This window comes from Ancylobacter sp. TW_SC_1 (assembly GCF_056836805.1).
Genome location: NZ_CM166365.1, coordinates 667307 through 689539, shown reverse-complemented (window position 1 = coordinate 689539; position 22233 = coordinate 667307). Strand labels below are relative to the sequence as shown.

The 22233-nt window shown below is 68.8% G+C and carries 22 protein-coding genes and 2 tRNA genes; 7 read left to right on the top strand and 17 right to left on the bottom strand.

What is annotated here, in order from left to right:
• Positions 1 to 23 precede the first annotated feature (23 nt).
• The gene (locus AC1PZ7_RS03215; protein ID WP_482358079.1) at positions 24 to 1463 is read right to left on the bottom strand and encodes an aminotransferase-like domain-containing protein; all 1440 of its coding nucleotides are present in this window, start codon (positions 1461 to 1463) and stop codon (positions 24 to 26) included.
• Between the two features lie 108 nt (positions 1464 to 1571).
• Between AC1PZ7_RS03215 and AC1PZ7_RS03210 the strand changes: the two genes are divergently transcribed.
• Positions 1572 to 2480 carry a DMT family transporter gene (locus tag AC1PZ7_RS03210; protein WP_482358078.1) on the top strand — a complete coding sequence of 303 codons (909 nt, stop codon included), beginning with the start codon at positions 1572 to 1574 and terminating at the stop codon, positions 2478 to 2480.
• Positions 2481 to 2494: 14 nt separating this feature from the next.
• Here AC1PZ7_RS03210 and AC1PZ7_RS03205 read toward each other — a convergent pair.
• The 3 genes from AC1PZ7_RS03205 to AC1PZ7_RS03195 all read right to left on the bottom strand — a co-directional run bounded on the left by AC1PZ7_RS03205 (position 2495) and on the right by AC1PZ7_RS03195 (position 3666).
• A tRNA-Leu gene (locus tag AC1PZ7_RS03205) sits at positions 2495 to 2581 on the bottom strand.
• Positions 2582 to 2861: 280 nt separating this feature from the next.
• Entirely contained in the window at positions 2862 to 3311 is a 450-nt protein-coding gene (locus AC1PZ7_RS03200; RefSeq protein WP_482358077.1) for a hypothetical protein, read from the bottom strand.
• Between the two features lie 58 nt (positions 3312 to 3369).
• The gene (locus tag AC1PZ7_RS03195; RefSeq protein WP_482358076.1) at positions 3370 to 3666 is read right to left on the bottom strand and encodes a hypothetical protein; all 297 of its coding nucleotides are present in this window, start codon (positions 3664 to 3666) and stop codon (positions 3370 to 3372) included.
• Positions 3667 to 3884: 218 nt separating this feature from the next.
• Between AC1PZ7_RS03195 and AC1PZ7_RS03190 the strand changes: the two genes are divergently transcribed.
• Positions 3885 to 4322 (top strand): hypothetical protein, encoded by a 438-nt coding sequence (locus AC1PZ7_RS03190; RefSeq protein WP_482358075.1) that lies wholly within the window; start codon positions 3885 to 3887, stop codon positions 4320 to 4322.
• 51 nt (positions 4323 to 4373) lie between these two features.
• Here the strand turns inward: AC1PZ7_RS03190 and AC1PZ7_RS03185 are convergent, their stop codons facing one another.
• The 4 genes from AC1PZ7_RS03185 to htpX form a co-directional block, all read right to left on the bottom strand.
• Entirely contained in the window at positions 4374 to 5261 is an 888-nt protein-coding gene (locus AC1PZ7_RS03185) for a LysR family transcriptional regulator (protein WP_482358074.1), read from the bottom strand.
• Between the two features lie 19 nt (positions 5262 to 5280).
• A complete protein-coding gene (locus tag AC1PZ7_RS03180) occupies positions 5281 to 6318 on the bottom strand; it encodes a YeiH family protein (protein ID WP_482358073.1) in 1038 nt (345 codons plus the stop codon).
• A gap of 196 nt (positions 6319 to 6514) precedes the next feature.
• Positions 6515 to 6590, bottom strand: a tRNA-Thr gene (locus AC1PZ7_RS03175).
• A 108-nt stretch (positions 6591 to 6698) separates the two neighbouring features.
• Positions 6699 to 7661, bottom strand: a complete 963-nt coding sequence (gene htpX / locus AC1PZ7_RS03170) for a zinc metalloprotease HtpX (RefSeq protein WP_482358072.1) — start codon at positions 7659 to 7661, stop codon at positions 6699 to 6701.
• A gap of 200 nt (positions 7662 to 7861) precedes the next feature.
• Here htpX and AC1PZ7_RS03165 point away from each other — a divergent pair, with 200 nt between their 5' ends.
• Positions 7862 to 8101 (top strand): DUF1674 domain-containing protein, encoded by a 240-nt coding sequence (locus AC1PZ7_RS03165; RefSeq protein WP_482358071.1) that lies wholly within the window; start codon positions 7862 to 7864, stop codon positions 8099 to 8101.
• A 71-nt stretch (positions 8102 to 8172) separates the two neighbouring features.
• Here AC1PZ7_RS03165 and arfB read toward each other — a convergent pair whose 3' ends face one another.
• From arfB to AC1PZ7_RS03150, 3 genes are read right to left on the bottom strand one after another with little or no spacing between them, the layout of a single operon-like run.
• The gene (gene arfB, locus AC1PZ7_RS03160; protein ID WP_482358070.1) at positions 8173 to 8601 is read right to left on the bottom strand and encodes an alternative ribosome rescue aminoacyl-tRNA hydrolase ArfB; all 429 of its coding nucleotides are present in this window, start codon (positions 8599 to 8601) and stop codon (positions 8173 to 8175) included.
• Positions 8602 to 8650: 49 nt separating this feature from the next.
• Complete coding sequence (locus AC1PZ7_RS03155) at positions 8651 to 9136, bottom strand: cyclic nucleotide-binding domain-containing protein (RefSeq protein ID WP_482358069.1); 486 nt, start codon at positions 9134 to 9136, stop codon at positions 8651 to 8653.
• Positions 9137 to 9179: 43 nt separating this feature from the next.
• Entirely contained in the window at positions 9180 to 9866 is a 687-nt protein-coding gene (locus AC1PZ7_RS03150; RefSeq protein WP_482358068.1) for a response regulator transcription factor, read from the bottom strand.
• Positions 9867 to 10047: 181 nt separating this feature from the next.
• Between AC1PZ7_RS03150 and AC1PZ7_RS03145 the strand changes: the two genes are divergently transcribed.
• Positions 10048 to 10656 carry a L,D-transpeptidase family protein gene (locus AC1PZ7_RS03145; RefSeq protein WP_482358067.1) on the top strand — a complete coding sequence of 203 codons (609 nt, stop codon included), beginning with the start codon at positions 10048 to 10050 and terminating at the stop codon, positions 10654 to 10656.
• Between the two features lie 40 nt (positions 10657 to 10696).
• Here AC1PZ7_RS03145 and AC1PZ7_RS03140 read toward each other — a convergent pair whose 3' ends face one another.
• On the bottom strand, positions 10697 to 11395 hold the full coding sequence (locus tag AC1PZ7_RS03140) for a YggS family pyridoxal phosphate-dependent enzyme (protein WP_482358066.1): 699 nt from the start codon (positions 11393 to 11395) through the stop codon (positions 10697 to 10699).
• A 653-nt stretch (positions 11396 to 12048) separates the two neighbouring features.
• On the opposite strand from AC1PZ7_RS03140, the gene leuS reads away from it, so the two are divergent.
• From leuS to holA, 3 genes are read left to right on the top strand one after another with little or no spacing between them, the layout of a single operon-like run.
• Positions 12049 to 14661 (top strand): leucine--tRNA ligase, encoded by a 2613-nt coding sequence (gene leuS / locus AC1PZ7_RS03135; protein ID WP_482358065.1) that lies wholly within the window; start codon positions 12049 to 12051, stop codon positions 14659 to 14661.
• Positions 14648 to 15214, top strand: a complete 567-nt coding sequence (locus tag AC1PZ7_RS03130) for a hypothetical protein (RefSeq protein ID WP_482358064.1) — start codon at positions 14648 to 14650, stop codon at positions 15212 to 15214. The genes leuS and AC1PZ7_RS03130 overlap by 14 nt, the downstream gene beginning before the upstream one ends.
• Before the next feature lie 8 nt (positions 15215 to 15222).
• Positions 15223 to 16248 carry a DNA polymerase III subunit delta gene (holA, locus tag AC1PZ7_RS03125; RefSeq protein ID WP_482358063.1) on the top strand — a complete coding sequence of 342 codons (1026 nt, stop codon included), beginning with the start codon at positions 15223 to 15225 and terminating at the stop codon, positions 16246 to 16248.
• 6 nt (positions 16249 to 16254) lie between these two features.
• Here the strand turns inward: holA and AC1PZ7_RS03120 are convergent, their stop codons facing one another.
• The 5 genes from AC1PZ7_RS03120 to mnmE form a co-directional block, all read right to left on the bottom strand.
• Positions 16255 to 17160, bottom strand: a complete 906-nt coding sequence (locus tag AC1PZ7_RS03120) for a ParB/RepB/Spo0J family partition protein (RefSeq protein WP_482358062.1) — start codon at positions 17158 to 17160, stop codon at positions 16255 to 16257.
• A 10-nt stretch (positions 17161 to 17170) separates the two neighbouring features.
• Complete coding sequence (locus AC1PZ7_RS03115) at positions 17171 to 18034, bottom strand: ParA family protein (protein WP_482358061.1); 864 nt, start codon at positions 18032 to 18034, stop codon at positions 17171 to 17173.
• A gap of 42 nt (positions 18035 to 18076) precedes the next feature.
• On the bottom strand, positions 18077 to 18718 hold the full coding sequence (rsmG, locus tag AC1PZ7_RS03110) for a 16S rRNA (guanine(527)-N(7))-methyltransferase RsmG (protein WP_482358060.1): 642 nt from the start codon (positions 18716 to 18718) through the stop codon (positions 18077 to 18079).
• A gap of 18 nt (positions 18719 to 18736) precedes the next feature.
• On the bottom strand, positions 18737 to 20593 hold the full coding sequence (mnmG, locus tag AC1PZ7_RS03105) for a tRNA uridine-5-carboxymethylaminomethyl(34) synthesis enzyme MnmG (RefSeq protein ID WP_482358059.1): 1857 nt from the start codon (positions 20591 to 20593) through the stop codon (positions 18737 to 18739).
• A 217-nt stretch (positions 20594 to 20810) separates the two neighbouring features.
• Positions 20811 to 22181, bottom strand: coding sequence for a tRNA uridine-5-carboxymethylaminomethyl(34) synthesis GTPase MnmE (gene mnmE / locus AC1PZ7_RS03100; RefSeq protein WP_482358058.1), 1371 nt, complete (start codon positions 22179 to 22181; stop codon positions 20811 to 20813).
• Positions 22182 to 22233 lie beyond the last annotated feature (52 nt).

Below are 22233 nucleotides of genomic sequence, written 5' to 3'. Positions count from 1 at the left end.
CGACGCGAACGGCCGGCGTCTCGTCACCCGCGCGAGACGTCGGCATTCCCGGCAAGCGCGCGTTCGAGCGCGGCGAAGACCCTGTCATCGCCCGACTGCGCCACATTGAAGCGCACGAAGCCGCTCGCCGTCTGCGACGGACTGAAGGCGTTGCCGGGCGCCAGCACGACACCCTGCCGCAGGCAGGCGCGGGCCAGCGCGGCGGCATCCACGCCGTGCGGCAGGCGGCACCACAGGAACATCCCGGCCTGCGGCACCAGCCAGGGCGAGATGCCGAGCCCGCGCAGCCGGACGACGGTCCGCTCCATCGCCACGGCGAGCCGCCGCCGCACGCTTTCCATGTGCTTGCGGTAGCCGCCATCGGTCAGCGCGGCGAGCAGCAGCTCAGCGGCCAGCCGGCCGCCGCCGAAGCTGGTGGCGATCTTGAGATCGGCGAGGCCCTCGATCCAGTCCGGCCGCCCGGCGATGTAGCCGCAGCGCACCGAGGCCGAGAGGGTCTTGGAGAAGCTGCCGATATGCACGACCCGCGACAGCCCGTCATAGGCCGCCAGCCGCGGCGCCGGCGCCGGTTCGAAATCGGCGAAGATGTCGTCCTCGACGATCACCAGTTCCGAACGGTCGGCCAGCTTCAGCAACCGGTGCGCCGTCACCGGCGAGAGCACCGCGCCGGTCGGGTTATGGATAGCGGAATTGGTGATGTAGAGCCGCGGCGAATGCGTGGCGAGCGCCGCGCCGAAGGCATCGACATCCGGGCCGTTCGGCGTGTAGGGCACGCCCACGACCTTCGCCCGATGCGCTTTCAGCAGCGCATGGAAGTTGAAGTAGCAGGGATCGTCCACCAGCACGGTGTCGCCCGGCTCGAGCAGGAAGCGGCAGATCAGGTCGATGGCCTGGGTGCCGGATTCGGTCAGCATCACCTGGTCCGGACCCGCCTCGATGCCGTTCGCGGCCATGCGGCGGGAAAGCACCTGGCGCAGCGCCGGAAGGCCAAGCGGGCTGGCATATTCCGTGAGCGCGGACACATCGGCCCGCGCCAGGGTACGAAGGGCCCGGCGCAACCCGGTCTCGTGCATCCATGCCGGGGGAAGCCAACCACAGCCGGGCCTGAGCACGTCGTCGCCGGCTTCCAGCGCCTGGCGCGAGATCCATAGCGGATCGACCTCCCGCTCCACCCTCTGCCCGATCTGCGCGAGCGTTAGCGGCGCCGCGGGCCCCGAGACATAGAAGCCCGAGCCGGGGCGCGCATGGATCAGGCCCTCGGCCGCCAGCCGTTCATAGGCCTCGACCACCGTCGAGACCGAGACCTTCATCGCCGTCGCGCCGGCGCGCACCGAGGGCAGGCGCGCGCCCGGCAGCAGGGCCCTCATGGTGATCCTCTGCCGGATCGCCGCCATCACCGCCTCGATGCGGGTCCCGCCACGATCGCCGCTCGCCACTCGTGTCGCCTTAGCGTCCGCGTCCATCCGTGCTGCACATCCATGCATAACAGTTCATCAAGATTGTACTGGTGTGTGTCTGGAAGTCGATGCCGCGCGCGCGCAAGCAGGGACGACGACCCAACGGAGCGACGAATGGACAAGGCGACCAGCGGCTGGATCAGCGGCTTCATCGGCATGGTGATCTTCTCCGGATCGCTTCCCGCCACGCGCGCCGCCGTGATGGGCTTCGATCCGATCTTCCTCACCGGCGCCCGCGCCGCGATCGCCGGGCTGCTCGGCATGGCCTGGCTGATCCTGCTGCGGCAGCGGCTTCCGCGCGGCAACGAGCTGCCCTCGCTCGCCATCGTCGCGCTGGGCGTCGTGGTGGGATTCCCGCTGCTGACGGCGCTCGCCCTTCAGCACGTCTCCTCCGCCCATTCGCTGGTCTTCATCGGCCTGCTGCCGCTGTCGACCGCGATCTTCGGCGTGCTGCGCGGCGGCGAGCGTCCGCGCCCGGTCTTCTGGCTGTTCTCGGCCATCGGCAGCGCGCTCGTCGTCGCCTTCGCTCTCCGCGAGGGAATCGCCGTTGCCCCGGTCGGCGACCTCCTGATGCTCGCCGCCATCGTCGTCTGCGGCCTCGGTTATGCGGAGGGCGGGCGCCTGTCGCGCGAATTGGGCGGCTGGCAGGTCATCTGCTGGGCGCTCGTGCTGTCGCTACCGCTCATGCTGCCGCTCGCCGCGCTCACCCTGCCGGCCTCCTTCGCGGACGTGCCCATGAGCGCCTGGAGCGGGCTCGCCTATGTCTCCGTGTTCAGCATGCTGATCGGCTTCGTCTTCTGGTATCGCGGCCTCGCGCTCGGCGGCATCGCCGCCGTCGGGCAGCTGCAGCTGCTCCAGCCCTTCTTCGGGCTCGGCCTCGCGGCGCTGCTGCTGAACGAGACGGTGAGCACGGCCATGCTCCTCGCCACCCTCGGCATCGTCGGCTGCGTGGCCGGCGCCAGGAAGTTCGCGGGGGGACCGGCCGGGCGCGCCGGGGCTCGGACGCGGCGCGCCGTGGGCTGAGCGGGGCGTCGGGATGGTGCGGGCGGTCGGACTCGAACCGACACTCTGTCACCAGAAACGGATTTTGAGTCCGTCGCGTCTACCAGTTCCGCCACGCCCGCGCGGTGCGTTTCTCTATAACGAATGAATCTCGTCGCCAAGCGAAAAGACGGCGCTCCGTCGGCGGTTCCCGCGATGTATCGGCTGGTGTCGCGCCTGTCGCGATCCGGACAGACAGGTCTCGGCCACTGCAAAAGCGCCGATCAATTCGAAGTCATTCCAGCACAGGACGGCTCGAATGCGCGACTCCACGCAATTTGCACTGGAGATTGCCGCCGAACCATTCCCGCTCTGGTAAACAGACCTTGCGCCGCGCACGAAAGTCGTCGCGAAGACCGGCGCTCACGGCGCCGGCTGGCAGGTTCCGAAAGCTGTCAGCACTTTGCCGCCGGCAAGCGTCGTCAGCGTCGCCTCGGGCTTCGAGACCGACAGCTGCATGGCCCAGGCGGTCATGTTGTCATTGCCGTCGATGATGAAGCTGTCGCCGTCGCCGATGACGCTCTGGATCGAGCTGATATGCGGCAGGTCACTGTCGGAGGCGCTGGCGATGATCTGCTCGCCGAAATGCACCAGGAAACGCGCGGGCAGGTCGATGGTGCCGAGCTCCTGCGAGGGCGCGCAGCCCTTGGCCTCGCAGACGAACACCTTGTCGAAGGTGCAGGCGAGCGGCGGCGGCAGGGACTGGTCGGGAGCGGCCTGGGGCGGCTCGGCGGCGGACGGACCGGAATCCTGCGCCTGCGCGGCGGCGAGACCCAGCATCAGGCAAAGGGCGGTAGCGGTCGTCTTCAGCATGGGAGGACCCTGTCGCTTGACCGAAGGAAGCAGGAAAGCGGGCGAGCAGCCCGCAGCCTCAGTAGACCGGCGTGCGGCACGGCGGATAGGGCGGCGCGCCGCAATAGCCGGGCCCATAGGCCGGCCGCGGCGGCGGGGGATAATAGCCCGGCGGCGGAGGCGGCGGAGGCGCGTAATAATAGGTCCTGGGCTGCGTCGCGGCGGTGACCGCCGAGCCGACCAGCGCGCCGGCAACCAGACCGCCGATCAGCGCCCCGGTGGAATTGCTCGCCTTGGCCGGCACGCTCGCCACCAGCGCCGGCACGACGACCGCGACGGCAAGGCCGGCACGCATCGTCAATCCGAATATGCTCATGTCCCACCTCGCGCGATTCGCTCATCCGACTATCGCGCGAGCCCCTTCCGCGGACAAGGGACCGTGCGGCGGTACATTGGAGCCGCGCGATTGCGGCCGCAAGATGAACGCGGCCCGCCGACATTGATGCCTCTTCCGTCAACGCTTTGATTCATCGCGTTTTCGACGAACGAGAGCGTCCGACCTAACGCACCGGAATGTGCTATTGTGAACACATCATGGCCGCGATCACCGGCGAGCCTGTCGGTGGTTGGCGAACCATTCCGCCCTGCGCGCGTTGCAATGACGGGGAGCCTGACTTCCTGGGCATGGGCGGACGACAGTGGAGAGTTGAAATGGACAGACGAGGCTTTCTGCTTGGTCTCGCCGGCGCGCTCGGCGCGGGTGCCGCAGCTTCGGCGACACTCTCGCCGGCGCAGGCCACCGTGCTCGGGCAGCTGAAGGATTTCGTACCCGAACGAATTCCCGACGCCGACCTTCTCCCGGAAACACGCGCGGGCGCGACGCCCGACGGGACCGCCGTCGAAGATGCCCAGTATTGGGGCCCGCCGCCCGGCGTGCGGCGTCGTCATCGCCGCCGCCGGCGGCGCGTGTGCGGCTGGCGGCGCAACCGCTGGGGTCGCCGCATCCGCACCTGCTGGTATGTCTGGCGCTGACGACGACCCGTTCGACCATGTGAGGAAGGCGCGGGCCTCGGTCCGCGCCTTTTATTGTCCAGCCGCCGCGATGAGATCGAGGAAGGCCTGCGCCGCCTTGGTCGAATAGCGCTCGCGGTGGCGCAGCGACAGGAAGCGGCGCGAGGGCAAGGGATAGTCGATCAGCGCCATGGTGCCGGCGCGGATCGACCCCTCGACGACCCGGCGGGAGATGACCGTCGCTCCGCTGCCGGCCTCCACCGCCGCCCGCACCGCCTCGTTGGACGGATATTCCAGCGCCACGCGAAGGGCGCGCGGCGCGACACCGACCTCCTGCAGATAGGCCTCGAAGATGGCGCGCGTTCCCGATCCCGGTTCGCGCAGCACCCAAGGCCCCTCCGCGAGTTCGGCGGCGGAAGCGGGCGGGCGCCAGGACCAGCGGTGCGTCACCGGCGCCACCAGCACCATCTCGTCGTCGGCGACAGGCGTGGCCGCCAGCACCGGCGCGTCGACATCGCCCTCTATGAAGCCGAGATCGTCCGCCCCCTCCTGGACCCGCGCCGCGACGAAATCGGTATTGCCGATCGACAGGCTCACCGCGATGCCGGGATAGCGGCTGCGGTAGCTCTCGATCAGCGGCGGCAGCCAGTAATTGGCCACGGTCTGGCTGCCGGCCAGCGCCAGCGTGCCATGCGCCAGGCCGGCAAGATCGGCGAGCACCTTCTCCGCCGCATGAGCCCGCACCAGTACGGCGCGCGCTTCAGGCAGGAACAGGCGGCCGGCGTCGGTAAGCGCGATGCCCCGTCCAACCCGGTCGAACAGGCGGGTGGCATGGCGCGCCTCGAGCGCGGCGATGGCCGCGCTGGTCGCGGACGGCGTGAGGTTGATGTCCCGGGCGGCCTGCGTGATGTGCTCGCGTTCGGCGACGGCGACGAAGATGCGTAGCTGCTCCAGGGTCATCCGCCGTCCTTCAGGTCTCTCACGCCGTCATCTTTACCAGAGCCAGGCTGAACAGGGCGATGAAGGCGAAGGCGGCGAAGCCCAGCAGGAAGGGCCGCAGCCCCTTGGCGCGCAGCTTGGCGATGTCGGTTTCCAGCCCCATCGCGGCCAGCGCCATCGACAGCATGAAGGTGGTCAGCAGCACGAGGACCGACTTCATCTCGGCCGGCATCGTCACGACGCTGTTCAGCCCCACCATGGCGAGGAAGCCGAGCACGAACCACGGCATGGGAGGCTTGGCGCGGCTGGCGCCATGGCCGTGATGCGCCGCCCGGCGGGCAGCGACGAGACCGAGCCCGATCACCATCGGCGCCAGCAGCATGACGCGCGAAAGCTTGGCGATGGTACCGAACTCGCCGGCCGCCGGCCCTTCCTGATAGGCGGCGGCGACCACCTGAGCGATCTCGTGGATCGAGGCGCCCGTCCACAGCCCATAGGCATGCGGCGTGAGGTCGAGCACCTGCGGCAGCAGCGGATAGAGGAACATCGCCACCGAACCGAAGACGGTGACGCAGGCCACCGCATAGGCGACGTCCTCGTCATGCGCGCGCGTCACCGTGTTGGTGGCGATCACCGCCGAGGCACCGCAGATCGACGTGCCGGCGGCGATGAGTTCAGCCAGACCACGCTCGACGCCGATCAGCCGGCCGAGCCAGGTGGTGAAGAGGAAGGTCGACACCAGCGTGAGCGCAATGACGGCCAGACCGCTCGCTCCGACCTCTGCCACCTGCGCGGCGGTGAGCTGCAGGCCGAGCAGCACGATGGCGGCGCGCAGGATGCGCCGCATCGCGAAGGTCACGCCCTCCTTGGCCCGCGCCGGTGTGCCGACGACATTATGGAAGGTGATGCCGATCAGGATGGCGAGGATCATCGGACTGAGCACGCCGACCATCGGCAGCTGGCGCAACCCGAAAGCCGCGCCGGCGATGCCGGCGGTGAGCGCCAGACCCGGTCCGATGCCGTAGCGACGCGCCTTCGATGCCCTGCGCTCATCGGCGATATCCACATGCGCGACCATGGTCGTCGTCCCTCTCTTGGCAACGACCCGTCTTCGCAAGCTGCAATCATTCGATCCAGCGCATTATATCGCACAAATCATTCGATAAAAACGAACGATGCGCCGACGGCGACGGGCGCCCCTGCAGGGCGGGATCAGATTCATGAGCGATCTGAGGGAGGAGTTTCGGGCGCCGCTGTCGCGCCGGATCGGAGAATGGTGCCGCTTGTCAGACTCGAACTGACGACCTCCGCATTACGAATGCGATGCTCTACCAACTGAGCTAAAGCGGCACGCGCGGCTCTGATAGCCGCGACGGGCCTTCTTTTCAAGCACTGCCGCACACAACCGCTCCATCGCCGCGCGACAGGACAGGCGAGAAGCCCGTCATTCCGGCGATTTCAGCCCCAGGGGCCGCGCCGCGCGCCGCCCTGGCCGCTACGGCCCCACACATTGCTGGAGGGACGCGAGGCGCTGGCCGGGCCCTGCGCCCACCCACCCGGGGAGGCCGGCATTGCGCCCATCTCCTGCGCCAGCGCCTGCAGCGCGGCGATGCGGTTCTCGGTGGCGGGATGGGTCGAGAACAGGCTGTCCATCCGTTCGCCCGAGAGCGGATTGATGATGAACATATGTGCCGTCGCCGGATTGTGCTCGGCCGGCATGTTGGGGATGCGGTGCGCGGCGTTGGAGATCTTGGCCAGCGCCGAGGCAAGCCAGAGCGGCTGGCCGCAAATCTGCGCGCCGAGCTTGTCGGCCTCGTATTCGCGCGAGCGCGACACCGCCATCTGCACCACCATGGCGGCGAGCGGGGCCAGGATCATCATCGCGAGCGTGCCGATGATGCCGAAGGGATTGTTGTTGTTGCGGTTGCCGCCGAAGAACATGGCGAAGTTGGCGAGCATGGAGATCGCGCCGGCCAGCGTCGCGGTGATGGTCATGGTCAGCGTGTCGTAGTTCTTCACATGCGCCAGCTCGTGCGCCATCACGCCGGCAACCTCCTCGCGCGAGAGCGAGTTCAGCAGGCCGGTGGTGGCGGCCACCGCGGCGTTCTGCGGGTTGCGGCCGGTGGCGAAGGCGTTGGGCTGCGGGTTGTCGATGAGGAAGACGCGCGGCATGGGAAGCTGTGCGCGGGCCGCGAGCTCCTCCACCATGCAGTAGAATTCCGGCGCGGTGGCACGGTCGACCTGCCGCGCGCCGTACATGGACAGCACCATGCGGTCGGAGTTCCAGTAGCTGAACACGTTCATGCCGGCGGCCACCAGGAGCGCGATCACCATGCCGCTCTGGCCGCCCAGCATGAAGCCGACGCCCATGAACAGCGCGGTCATGCCTGCCAGCAGGATCGCCGTACGGAAGTAGTTCATCTTTCCCTCGTCCTTCGCCGCCATGCGCGGCCTTCGCACCGATAGAATGGGAAGTGGCCGCGGCGCCTGCAAGTTTCTGGCGGCGACGCACGGCCCGGCACCGCGCCTTGCCGACGCGGCGTCCGGCGGCGTGGAGCCATGCGCCGGGCGCGGCCCATGCTGCTTGACGGACGTGCCGGTCCGATGGTTCCAATGGCGCCATGATGCCGACCGACCGCCCCCTTCGCGAGACACCCGCCGCGTCCGATTCCGCCGCCCCCACGGTGCCGGCCGGACGCCGCCCGCTCTCCCCGGCCGCCGAACGGGCGCTGGCCGAGGCCGCCGCACGGCGCGCCGCCGTACGACCTGTCGCGGGCCCGACGGAAATCGACGGCCGCGACGGGCCCGAGCCGGTGCGCTATGGCGACTGGGAAGTGAAGGGCATCGCCTCGGATTTCTGAACGCCAGAAGCGGGCGCCTGAGCGCGCATGTCGAAGAGCCTTGCCGCCGGCGGAATTCGAAAGACCCGGTCTCAGTCGCCGCCGGTGCCCGGCTTGTCGCTGCGCAGCGCCTTGACGCCGGCCCGCCGCGTCTTGCCCTCCAGCCGCCGCAGCTTCGAGCCGAGCGTCGGACGGGTGGGACGGCGGATCACCGGCGCGACCGCCGCCTCCTGCACCATCTCGACGAGCCGGGCGACGGCGTCCTCGCGGTTGCGCTCCTGCGTGCGGTGGCTTTGCGCGACCAGCACGATCACGCCGTCCTTGGTGAGCCGGCGGCCGGCGATGCGCTCCAGCCGTTGCTTCACCGCCTCCGGCAAGGTCTTCGAGCCGCGCACGTCGAAGCGCAGCTGCACCGCGGTCGACACCTTGTTGACGTTCTGCCCGCCGGGCCCGGAGGCGCGCACGAAGGTCTCGACGATCTCGTCCTCGTCGAGCCAGATGCGCGGCGTGACCGGAATCATGCGCGCACCCGCGCGGACGAGGCACCGACATGCACTCCCGGATGCGCCCTCATGGACGCCGCTCGGCGTCGATCCCCTCCAGCCGCTGGCGTACCTGGTCGAGCTCGGTGAGGGTGGCGGTGATCTGTGCGCTGAGCTGCTTGGTCAGCCGGCGCGCGGCTTCCGGATAGCTCTCCAGCGTACGCAGGAACACGGTGCGCGGAATGCGCAGAACCTCGGACTCCTCAAGCGCGACGGCAGTCGCCGGGCGCCGCGTGTCGGTCAGCAGCGCCATTTCGCCGAGCAGGGCGGTTGGGCCGACCCGCACCGTCTGGCCGGGCCGGCGGGCGAGCTCGGAATCCTCGCGGCTGATGGCGAAGATTCCGTTCTGCACGACATAGGCGCAGTCGGCCACATCGCCCTCGCGGAACAGCGCCTGCCCCCGGGCGACGGAAAAGTGCTCGACGCTGATGGCGATCACGCGCAGGGCCTCACGCCCGATCAGCGCAAGCGTCGGTACACGTTCCAGGAAGGCGATGTCGTCCTCGATGGACATTCGGCAGGCGAAACTCCACGGCAGGACGAATCAACCGACCTGCTCAAGGCAGCAATTTGTAGCCCCCAGCCTCGGTGGCAAGCAGATTGGGGTGCGAAGGATCCTTTTCGATCTTCTGACGCAGGCGATAAATATGCGTCTCCAGCGTATGCGTCGTCACCCCCGAATTGTAGCCCCACACTTCCTGCAGCAATATTTCCCGCGCCACCGGCTTCTTGCCGGCGCGGTAAAGGTAACGTAGTATCGCGGTTTCCTTCTCCGTCAGCCGGATTTTGGAATTGCGCTCCGTCACCAGCATCTTGGCGCCGGGCCGGAACGTATACGGGCCGATGGTGAAGACCGCGTCCTCGCTGGCTTCGTGCGAGCGCATCTGCGCGCGGATGCGGGCGAGCAGCACGGCGAAGCGGAAGGGCTTGGCGACGTAGTCATTGGCGCCGGCCTCCAGTCCCATGATGGTGTCGCTGTCGGTGTCGTGGCCGGTGAGCATGATCACCGGCGCCTTGAAGCCGTTCTGACGCATGACGCGCACGGCCTCGCGCCCGTCCTTGTCAGGCAGGCCGACATCCATCAGCACGAGATCGACGCGGTTCGCATCGACCTCGTTGATCGCGGCCTGGGCGGTGTCGACGGCGACGACCTCGAACTCGTCATAGAGCGAGAGCTGTTCCACCAGCGCCTCGCGCAGATCCTTGTCGTCGTCGACCACCAAAACTCGCTGGGCGTTCGCCATGTCGCTTTCCCGAATATCCGCGTTCCCGGAGGGTCGCTTGCCGAAGCATTTGTCGTGGCGGGCCGCACGTTCACTCTCGCGCGACGTCGGATAAAGTTGCCATCGTTCCCGAGTAGGCAGGTGGGACGCGTTCGGCAAGAGTCGGCGGTCTCGCGGGACGACGTAGCTGCGGGTTCGTGACGTGATCGTGAACGGAAAACGCGTGAAGAAGAAGCCCTTTCACAAAGAAAGTCGCGGGAAATCCCCCGGTGCACGTTCTTCCCCTGCCCGCCTGCGCGTGATCGCCCGCCCGCGGCTGCAGGGGCCGGCGCGCCAGCGCGGCTGGCTCATCCTCGACGGCCGCACCATTCCCGTCGCGCTCGGCCGCTCCGGCATCCGCGCCGACAAGCGCGAGGGCGACGGCGCGACGCCGAGGGGTTTCTGGCACCCGCGCGAGGTACGCTACCGTGCCGACCATGGCATGCGGCCGGTGACGCGCCTGCCGGTCCGGCGCACCCGGGCCGAGGACGGCTGGTGCGACGAGCCGCGCGACGGGCGCTACAATCGCCCGGTCCGCCTGCCCTTTGCCGCTTCGCATGAGGAGATGTGGCGCGGCGACGGCCTCTACGACCTCGTCGTCGTGCTCGATCACAACAGTCGCCCGCGCCGGGCGCAACGTGGCTCGGCGGTGTTCCTGCATCTGGCGCGCGGCGCCTTCGAACCGACGGCCGGCTGCATCGCCTTCCGCCGCGCCGATCTGCGGCGCTTGCTGGCGCGGATGGACGCGAACACCGTGATCGAGGTCGTCTAGAGCCTTTCGTTTCGACGTATCCGCTTCGCCCGAGGGCGCTCTAGCGGGTGCCGAAAATGGCGCTGCCGACCCGCACATAGGTCGCGCCGAGCGCGATCGCGGTCTCGTAGTCGCCGCTCATGCCCATGGACAGCGTCGCCAGCCCGTTGCGCTGCGCGATCTTGGCCAGCAGGGCGAAATGCGGCGCGGCCGGCTCGTCCGCCGGCGGAATGCACATCAGGCCGTCGATCGCCAGGCCGTGGACGTCACGGCATTCGGCGATGAAAGCGTCGGCCTGCGCCGGCGCGATGCCGGCCTTCTGCGGCTCCTCGCCGGTATTGATCTGCACCAGCAGGCGCGGCGCGGGACGCCCGCCATCCTTCTCCGGCTCCCGGGCGAGTTCCTTCGCCAGCGCCGCCGCCAGCGAGGGGCGGTCGAGCGTGTGGATCACGTCGAACAGGGCGAGTGCCTCGCGCACCTTGTTGGTCTGCAGCGGGCCGATCAGGTGAAGTTCGAGGTCCGCGAACCGCTCGCGCAGCGGCGGCCATTTCGCCTTGGATTCCTGAACCCGGTTCTCGCCGAACAGGCGCTGACCGGCCTCGATCGCCGGCACGATATGCTCGGCGCCGAAGGTCTTCGACACGGCGATCAGATGGACGCCGGCGGAATCACGCCCGGCGTCCCCGCAGGCCTGTTCGATCCGTTCGCGTACCTCGACAAGTCGCGCCGTCACTTCCGCGGCCAGATCACGCACCATCATCCTGTCCCCTGCCTCTGCTCGAACCCAACGCGAAATCCGCCAGCCGCCGTTGGCGCCAACGCGCAGGGCGTTTCACACTGCCCGGATCGCGCCGGTGGAGCGCCGCATCGCCGTGCGGCAGCTCTGCCCTTTTGGCGGGCGGCGCGCACGCTGCGGCCATTGGATTCCATCGCTGAGGAATTCACTGAGGGCGAAAACTCTCTGCGGAGGAAACGCTCGAAAGTCCGTCCAAGCGCCTGCCTCGGCTGCGAACCGTCAGTCTCCGCGTCCGTCTGCTCGTCTGTCTGCATTACGACAATCCGGCCGCAGCCGAAAGCCGTGCGACGGAGCTTCCCGACCGCGGCGTCGGTCACTACGAGAAGATGGTCGCCGGCGTTCGGTCCGTCCTCCTCACCCTGGCCACCACCACCGGTCTCATTCAGGACGACGTTTCGGCCGGGGCGCCCGAGGGCGTGTGACGGCAAGCATCGGCTGCGCCGCCGGCCATCCCCCGCCGGAGCTGTCGCGGGCCGATCTGCATGTCGCCGCCGGCTGACAGCGTTGCGGCGCAGCGAAAGGTTGACCAGGCGCGCGACTTGGTGCCTAGTCCGGCGCCATCATCGAGCCGTTTGCGGCCTCAATTTCCGACGTCTGCCTATCCAAGAAGCCTGTCCATGAGCACCGAGCGTTACAATGCCCGCGAGGCCGAGCCCCGCTGGCAGAAGATCTGGGACGAACGCGGCATCTTCCGCACCCGCAACGAAGACCCGCGCCCCAAATATTACGTGCTCGAGATGTTCCCCTATCCATCGGGGCGCATCCATATCGGTCATGGCCGCAATTATGTGATGGGCGACGTGGTCGCGCGCTTCAAGCGGATGAAGGGCTTCAACGTCCTGCACCCGATGGGATGGGACGCCTTCGGCCTGCCGGCCGAGAATGCCGCCATCGAGCGCAAGACGCATCCGGGCAAGTGGACCTACGAGAACATCGCGACCATGCGCGAGCAGCTCAAGCTGCTCGGCCTCTCGCTCGACTGGTCGCGCGAGATCGCCACCTGCGACCCCTCCTATTATGGCGAGCAGCAGCGCATCTTCCTCGAATTCCTCAAGGGCGGTTTCGTCTATCGCCGCGAGAGCGAGGTGAACTGGGACCCGATCGACAACACCGTGCTCGCCAACGAGCAGGTCATCGATGGGCGCGGCTGGCGTTCCGGCGCGCTGGTGGAGCGGCGCAAGCTGGCGCAGTGGTTCTTCCGCATCTCCGACGCGTCCGAGGAACTGCTGGCCGGCCTCGACACGCTGGAGCGCTGGCCGGACAAGGTGCGCCTGATGCAGCGCAACTGGATCGGCCGTTCCGAGGGCCTGCATGTGCGCTTCGTGCTGGACAATGCGCCGGCCGAACTGCCTCAGGAGATCAAGGTCTACACGACGCGGCCCGACACGCTGTTCGGTGCCTCCTTCATCGCCCTCTCCCCCGGCCACCCGCTGACGGAGACGCTGGCGGCGACCGATCCGGCGCTCGCCACCTTCGTCGAGGAATGCCGGCGCGGCGGCACTTCCACCGCCGAGATCGAGACCCAGGAGAAGATGGGCTTCGATACCGGGCTGAAGGTGCGCCATCCGTTGGGCGGGCCGGATCTGCCGGTCTATGTCGCCAATTTCGTGCTGATGGAATACGGCACCGGCGCCATCTTCGGCTGCCCCGCGCACGACCAGCGCGACTTCGATTTCGCCAGCAAGTACGGCCTGCCGATCACCCCGGTGGTGCTGCCGCTGGACGTCGACGCGGCGACCTTCTCGGTCGCCGACGGCCCCTATGAAGGCGACGGCACGCTGTTCAATTCCGGCTTCCTCGACGGCTTCTCCGTTCCCATGGCGAAGGAGAAGGTGGCGCTGAGGCTGGAGAACGAGATTCTCGGCAATGCGCCGATCGGCGAGCGGGCGGTGAACTATCGCCTGCGCGACTGGGGCATCTCGCGCCAGCGCTACTGGGGCTGCCCGATCCCGGTCATCCACTGCGACAGCTGCGGCCCGGTTCCGGTTCCCGAGGACCAGCTCCCCGTTCGGCTGCCCGACGACGTGACCTTCGACCAGCCGGGCAATCCGCTGGACCGCCATCCGAGCTGGAAGCATGTGAACTGCCCGCGTTGCGGGGCGAACGCCCGGCGCGAGACCGACACCATGGACACCTTCGTGGATTCGTCCTGGTACTTCGCCCGCTTCGCCTCCGAGCCCGGCACCGCGCCGCTGCAGAAGGAAGCCGCCGACCAGTGGCTGCCGGTCGACCAGTATATTGGCGGCATCGAGCACGCGATCCTGCACCTGCTCTATTCGCGCTTCTTCATCCGCACCCTCAGGAAGACCGGCCGCGTCTCGCTGGAAGAGCCCTTCGCCGGGCTGTTCACGCAGGGGATGATCGTCCACGAGACCTACAAGGACGCGGAAGGCCGCTGGCTGTTCCCCGAGGAGGTCGAGCGCGACGCCGAGGGCCGCCCGGTCAAGGTCGGCACCGGTGAGCCGGTGACCATCGGGCCGCCGGAGAAGATGTCGAAGTCGAAGAAGAACGTGGTGCCGCCGGAAATCGTCGCCGACACCTATGGCGTCGACTGCGCCCGCTGGTTCATGCTCGCCGACACCCCTCCCGAGCGCGACAGCGAATGGACCAGCGCCGGCATCGAGGGCGCCTGGCGCTTCGTGCAGCGCATCTGGCGTGTGGTCGGCGAGGCCCTGGCGCTCGCACCGGAGGCGGTCGCCAGGCCGGCTGGTTTCGGGGCCGAATCGACCGATCTGCGCCGCGCCGCGCACCGGCTGGCGGCGCAGGTCGCGGAGGATGTCGAACGGCTGCGCTTCAACGTCGCCGTGGCCCGCGTGCACGCCTTCGCCAATGTGTTCAGCGACGCTCTGGTGGCCGCCCACAAGGGCGACGAGGTTCCTGCCGATCTCGCCTTCGCTCTGCGCGAGGCGGCGACCATCCTCGTCTGCGTCGTGGCGCCCATGGTGCCGCATCTGGCGGAGGAATGCTGGAGCGTCCTCGGCGGCGCCGGCCTCGTCGCCGACGCCCACTGGCCCGAGGTCGAGCCGGAGCTGCTGCTTGACGACAGCGTTACGCTGCCGATTCAAATCAACGGCAAGCGGCGCGGCGAGATCGTCGTGCCGAAGGATGCGAGCCCCGCCGAGGTCGAGAGAGCGGTTCTTGCGCTCGATCTTGTCGCGCAGGCACTCGACGGGCGCGCGCCGAAGCGTATCATCGTGGTGCCGCAGAGGATTGTGAATGTCGTCGCCTGACCGGATGAACCCGATGCCCTCACGCCGCCGCCTGCTGGGTCTCGCCTGCGCGGGGCTGCTTGCCGCCTCGACCGCCGGCTGCTTCCAGCCCATGTATGCCGAGACCAAGCCCGGCGAGGGCTCGGCGCTCAATGACCAGTTCAGCCAGATCGAAGTGGTGTTTGCGGATGGTCGCGTCGGCAACGAGGTCCGCAACGACCTCATCTTCGCGCTGACCGGCGGTGCTGGCAATCCAACCGGCGTGCCCTTCCGGCTGGTGCTCAATGTCCACAGCTCCACCACGGCGGCGTCCGTGGTGAGCCCGCTGACCGGCCTGCCGGAAGTCGAGCTGGTCACCGTGGAAGTGGGCTGGCAGCTTTTCGATGTCGGCACGCCCAAGGTGCCGCTTGCCTCCGGCAAGGCGATCGGCAAGGCCTCGCTGGACAGCGGTTATCAGCGTTTCGCCCGCGCCCGCGCCATTCGCGACGCGGAAAACCGCTCCTCGCGGGTCGTCGCCGATTCGATCAAGAACCAGCTCGCCTCCTATTTCCTGACGCACGCCCCCAAGAGCTGAGCCGCGCCATGGTCGCGGTCCGGCCCGGAGACGTCGAGGCGACGCTCACCCGCATCGATGCGCTGCGTCCCGTCCTGCTGCTCTTCGGCCCGGACAGTGGCCTCGTGCGCGAGCGCGGCCGCGCCTATCTCGCCCGCGCCGCCGAGGGGTCGGACGACCCGTTCGGCATCGTCCGGCTCGATGGCGACGAGATTTCCGGCGATCCGGGCCGCCTCGTCGACGAGGCGGGTACGGTCGCGCTGTTCGGCGGCCGGCGCGTCGTCTCCCTGCGTGTCGGTTCGCGCAACGTCCTGCCTGCCGTGGAGGCGCTGCTGGCGGCGCCGCCATCCGATGCCGTCATCGTCATCGAGGCGGGCGATCTCAAGCGTGGCACCGGCTTGCGCGCGCTCTGCGAAGCCTCGCCCCACGCGCTCGCCATCGCCTGCTATTCCGACACCGATCGCGACCTGACGCGGCTGATCGACACCATGACGGCCGAGGCCGGCATCACGATCGATCGCGATGCGCGGGCCGAGCTGATGGGTCTGCTCGGCGGCGATCGAATGGCCTCGCGCGGCGAGATCGCCAAGCTGCTGCTCTATGCCGCCGGCGAGCCGCGCATCACCGGCGAACATGTCCGCGCCATTGTCGGCGACGCCTCCAGCCTCGCCCTCGACGAGATCGCCGACGCGACCTTCGCCGGCCAGCCCGCCGAGATGGCCGTCGCCTTCGGCAAGGCGACCGGCGAAGGCATGAGGGCCGACATCGTGCTCGGTGCCGTCTGCCGGACGGCGCAGACGCTCCACCAGATGCGTCTCGGCATCGAGGCTGGCGGCAGCGTCGAGCGGGCCGTCGAAGGCGCCCGGCCAGCCGTCCATTTCAGGCGCAAGCCCTTGATTGAAACGGCACTCCGGAGCTGGACCGCAGCCCGGCTGGAAGCCGCCCTGTTTGCTCTCGACGACGCGCTGCTGGCTGCGCGGCGCAACGCCGCGCTTGGCCCGGCAGTGGCCGAACGGGCCTTGCTTCAGGTGGCGGGACAGGCTCGGCGCGGTTGAGCCGGCCTAGCCGCCGGCAAGGCGCCGGCAGACTTCGTCGAGCTGATCGAGCGAGGAATAACGGATGCGGATCTCGCCCGACTCGCCATTGTGCTTGAGCGTCACATTCAGCCCCAGCTCGTCCGAGAGCCGCCGCTGCAGCGCGGCGGTGTCGGCGTCGAGATCCAGCGCCACCTTCGCCTTTCGCGGCGGCTTGCCGGCGGCTTCGGCCTTGGCGACATTGAGTTCCTGCGCCAGCGCCTCGATGGCGCGCACATTCATGCCCTGGTCGACGATCGCCCGCGCCAGCGCCTCCGGATCGTCCTGGGTCAGCAGCGCGCGGGCGTGGCCGGCCGAGAGCCGCCCGTCGGCCAGATACTGCTTCACCGTCTCCGGCAGGCGCAGCAGACGCATCGTGTTGGCGACATGGCTGCGGCTCTTGCCGATCACCCGCGCGAGGTCGTTCTGCGAATAGCCGAACTGGTCCGACAGCGACTGATAGCCGGCCGCCTCTTCGAGCGGATTGAGGTCGGCGCGCTGGACATTCTCGATGATCGCGATCTCGAGCGCCTCGCGGTCATTGACCTCGACGACGACGATCGGCACCTCGTGGATACCGGCGCGCTGGGAGGCGCGCCAGCGGCGTTCGCCGGCGACGATCTCATAGGCGTCGCGCTCGCCGGCGACCTGCCGCACGACGATCGGCTGGATGATGCCGCGCTCGTGGATCGAGGCGGCGAGATCCTCGAGATCCGCCTCGGCGAAGGAGCGACGCGGGTTGTGCGGGTTGGGCCGCAGGAAGGCCAGCGGCACCTTGCGCGCACCGCCACCGCTGCGGCCGCGATCATTCGCGGCGCCGTTGTCGTCACCCATGTCGCCGATCAGGGCCGCGAGACCGCGCCCGAGGCGCGAACGCCCGCCATCTTCCGCCATCACACCCTCCCTACGCGGCCGCAAGGCGCAGGGCGCGCTCGCGCTGGATTATTTCGGATGCGAGACGAAGATAGGCCTGCGATCCGACGCATTTGAGATCGTAGAGCAGCACCGGCTTGCCATAGGACGGCGCCTCCGAGACGCGCACATTGCGCGGAATGATCGTCTCATAGACCTTCTCGCCCATGAACTGGCGCACATCCTCGACCACCTGATTGGAGAGATTGTTGCGCGCATCGAACATGGTCAGGACGACGCCGTGGATGGTCAACTCAGGATTGAGCGTCGTACGCACCTGCTCGACGGTCTTGAGCAGCTGCGACAGACCTTCCAGCGCGAAGAACTCGCACTGCAGCGGCACGAGGATCGCGTTGGCCGCCGCCATCGCGTTGACGGTGATCAGGTTGAGCGACGGCGGGCAGTCGATCAAAACGTAGGTGTAATCGATTTCGTCACGGACCCGAACCGAACTCCCGGACGGAGCGTTCAGCCGGCGAATGGCATCGCGTAGCCGATAGGCCCGGTCGCGCTGGCTGGCGAGCTCGAGTTCCAGCCCGGAAAGATCCATGGTCGACGGCGCGATATGCAGCCGCGGCACCGCGGTCTCCAGCACGGCCTCGCGCAGGCCGGCATCACCGGTTAGCACGTCATAGGTCGAGACAAGCCGGCTGCGCCGATCGATGCCCAGGCCCGTCGAGGCATTGCCCTGCGGGTCGAGATCGACGATCAGCACCGTCTCGCCGATGGCGGCCAGCGCGGTTCCCAGATTGATCGCCGTCGTGGTCTTGCCGACGCCGCCCTTCTGGTTGGCAAGGGCGAGCACGCGCGGGACGGGTCGCGGCGCGGTCGGTACGAGGGAAGCCTCATCCATCATGGTGTCGACCCTGCGAGATGGGCATGGAGCCCGGTGAATCGGTCACTGCGGTTCGGCCGCCTGGACAATCAGGATATGGCCGCTGGCGTCCGTCAGACTGTCCCTGATCTCACTTTTGATTCTCCAAGATTTAGCGGCCTCGGTCAATTCGTTATCAACATCTTGTCCCTTGAGGAACAGGCCTGTCGCTCCCTGTGCAAGGAACGGAGCGGCGAGATCGAGCAGCTTCGGCAGCGGTGCAAGCGCACGGGCGGAGACGATCTCGACGCCCTGCGCGATCCTGGGCGCGGCCTGCTCGATCCGCACCGGCAGCACCGTCACCGGCAGCTCAGCGATACGGGCCGCCTCGCGCAGGAAGGCCGCCTTGCGGCTGTCGCTCTCGACCAGCGTGACATCGGCACCCGGCCGATCGGCAAGAGCCGCGGCCACGACGAGACCGGGGAAGCCGCCCCCAGATCCCAGATCGACCCAGCGCGTCGCCTCGCCGGCGAGCGGAACGAGCTGAAGCGAATCCGCCACATGGCGGGTCCAGACATGCGGCAGCGTCGCCGGGGCGACGAGATTGATGGTGCGCTGCCATTTCACGAGGAGCGCGACGATGGCATCGAGACGCTGTTCTGTTTCACGTGAAACAGGCGTCAGTTGCAATGCGCGGGCGCGGTCGGACGAATCGCTGGTGACCATGTTCAATTATACCGCGGCTCACCGCGCGCGTCTGGCGTGGGCGGCGAGCAGCGCCAGCGCCGCCGGCGTCATGCCGTCGATCCGGCTGGCCTGGCCAATGGTACGGGGCCGAATCGATTCGAGCTTCGCCTTGATCTCGTTGGAAATGCCGGCCAGCCCGCGATAGTCCACCTCTGGCAGTTCGGCCGCCTCGTCACGCCGGAAGGAGGCGATGTCGGCCTCCTGGCGATGCAGATAGACGGCGTATTTGGCATCGATCTCCACCTGCTCGCCGATGCGCGCATCCTCCGACCCGGCCTCGGGCCAGATCCGGCAGATGTCGGCCCAGCCGACATGCGGATAGGACAGCAGGTCGAACGCGCTGCGCCGCTGGCCGTCACGGTTCAGCGTCAGCCCGTGCCGGTCGCCCTCCGCCGGCGTGAGCGAGACCGAGCGGCTCCATGCGCCCACCCGGGCCAGCGCCTCGCGCTTCGCGGCGAAACGGCCGCGTCGTTCCGGACCGACAAGCCCCAGCGCATCGCCGCGATCCGTCAGCCGCTGGTCGGCATTGTCCGCGCGGAGCGACAGCCGGTACTCGGCGCGGGAAGTGAACATGCGGTAGGGCTCGCTCACGCCACGCGTGACGAGATCGTCGATCATCACGCCGATATAGGCCTCCGCCCGATCGAAGGTGACGCCGTCGGAACCCGCGGCCCGCCGCGCCGCATTGAGGCCCGCCACCAGCCCCTGCGCCGCCGCCTCCTCATAGCCCGTCGTGCCGTTGATCTGGCCGGCCAGGAACAGCCCCCTCGCCTTGCGCACCTCCAGCGTCGGCTCCAGCTCGCGCGGATCGACATGATCGTACTCGATGGCGTAGCCGGGACGGAGCATGCTCACCCGCTCGAGCCCCGGTATGGTCGCCAGCAGCGCGAGCTGCGCGTCCTCCGGCAGCGAGGTGGAGATGCCGTTCGGGTAGACCGTCGGGTCGTCGAGCCCCTCCGGCTCCAGGAAGATCTGGTGCCCTTCCCGCTCGCCGAAGCGGACGATCTTGTCCTCGATGGACGGACAGTAACGCGGACCGACGCTCTGAATGTTGCCCGAGTACATCGCCGAACGGGCGATATTGGCGCGGATCACCGCATGGGTTTCCGGCGTCGTGCGGGTGATGCCGCACTGGACCTGACGGTTGGTGATGGCGTCGGTCAGGGTCGAAAATGGTTCCGGAGGCGAATCGCCGTCCTGCATCTCAAGCCCGGCCCAGTCGATGGTCCGCCCGTCGAGGCGCGGCGGCGTCCCGGTCTTCAGCCGGCCCAGCGAAAGCCCGAGCGCGGCAAGCGAGCCCGACAGGCCAAGCGCCGGCTGCTCGCCCATGCGGCCCGCCGGTATCTGCCGGTCGCCGATATGGATCAGCCCGTTGAGGAAGGTGCCGGTGGTGATGACGACGGCGCCCGCCGCCAGGCTGCGGCCATCCGCCAGGACGAGGCAACCCACGCGGCCGTCCTTCATCACCAGCCGCTCCGCCTCCCCTTCCAGAACGGAAAGGTTCGGCTGCGAATCGATCGCGCGCTGCATCGCCGCCGCATAGAGCGTGCGGTCGGCCTGCGCGCGCGGGCCGCGCACCGCCGGCCCCTTGCGGCGGTTGAGGAGGCGGAACTGGATGCCGCCCTGATCCGCCACCCGCCCCATAAGCCCGTCGAGCGCATCGATCTCGCGCACGAGGTGCCCCTTGCCGAGGCCGCCAATGGCCGGGTTGCAGGACATCGCGCCGATGGTGGCGAAGGCATGCGTCACCAGTGCCGTGCGGGCGCCAAGTCGCGCGGCCGCCGCGGCGGCCTCCGTGCCGGCATGGCCACCGCCGACGATAACGACGTCAAAGGCAAGATCGGGCGTGTTCATGGGGCGCGCATTCTTGGTTGCTCGTCGGCGGACCGGTCTTTCCGGCACGCCGCTGCGTGTTCAAGCCAGCGAACACCCGCCGCGTCAAGCCGGCGGGCGCGGAACCGGTCCGGCGCGCCCGGCGAGAAGCTGATTCACGTGAAACATTCCGTTAACGAATCGGTCCTTGGAGAGCCGATGTTTCACGTGAATCCTGCCGACCGGCGTCGGCCGGCGATCACTTTCCGATGCAGAATTCGCGGAACACCACATCGAGAAGATCCTCCACGCCGATGGCGCCGGTCATCCGGCCAAGCGCACGGGCGGCAAGACGGAGTTCCTCCGCCAGCAGTTCGTCCTCCAGACCGTCCCATCCGGCGAGCGCGGCGCGCAGATGCGCCGCCGCCTCAGCAGCGCTGCGCCGGTGTCTCTCGCGGATCAGGGCGGGATGCTCGACCCCGCGCGCCCGTTCCGCCACGAAGCCACCGATGGCGCCCGTCAACGCCTCCAGCCCTACGCCATACCGGGCGGAGACCGGGAAATGACGCGCCGCCCAGCCCGCGCCCGCCGGCGACGTCGCACCCGGCTCATCCAGCTTGTTGGCGATCAGCCAAAGCTCGGATCCCGCTGCCGCCGCGATGAGCGGCCGTTCCATGGGGGCGGCATCGGATGCCGCGTCGAGCACCCAGAGCACGAGGTCGGCTTCGCCGATCCGGGCGCGGGCGCGGCGGATGCCTTCCGCCTCCACCCTCCCCTCGGCCTCGCGCAGACCCGCAGTGTCGACCAGCGTCACCCTGTGCCCGCCGAGGTCGAGCACGACCTCCAACAGATCGCGGGTGGTGCCCGGCTCGTCCGACACGATGGCGACGTCGCGCGCCGCGAGCGCATTGATGAGCGACGACTTGCCGGCATTGGGCAGGCCGGCGATGGCGACGAGAGCGCCCTCGCGCACCATCGCGCCGCGCCGGTCGCCCAGCGCCGCCTCCAGTTCGCCGAGCAGCGCGACCACCTCCGGCCGCGCCAGCGCGCGCGCCTCGGCCGGCACATCGTCCTCATCGGCGAAGTCGATGCCGGCCTCGACCAGCGCCATGGCGCGAACGAGCCGGCGCCGCCAGTCCTCGACCTTCTGGCCGAGATGGCCGAAGGCATGGGCGAAGGCCAGCCGACGCTGCCCGTCGGTCTCCGCCGCGATCAGATCGGCCAGGCCCTCCGCCTGCGTCAGGTCCATGCGGCCATTGTGGAAGGCGCGGCGGGTGAACTCCCCCCGCTCGGCCGGACGGATGCCCGGCAGGGCGAACAGCGCTCCCAGCACCGCCGCCACCACCGCGCGCCCGCCATGGACCTGCAGCTCCGCCATGTCCTCGCCGGTGGCGCTGCGCGGGGCGGGAAACCACAGGGCGAGCCCCTGATCGAGCGCCTCTCCCGATGCCGGATCGCGCAGCGTCGCCAGCGTGGCGCGGCGCGGCTCCGGCACGCGGCCGGCCAACGCACCCAGCGCCGCGCCCGCCGCCGGCCCCGAAAGACGGATCACCGCCACCGCGCCGCCGCTGCCGGACGACACCGCCGCGATGGTGTCGCCACCCGCGCCGGCGGCAATTGTGCTTTCCACCTGCCCGCTCACCCGCTACGCCCTATCTGTTGAGTCGAACCGCCTCGCGGTC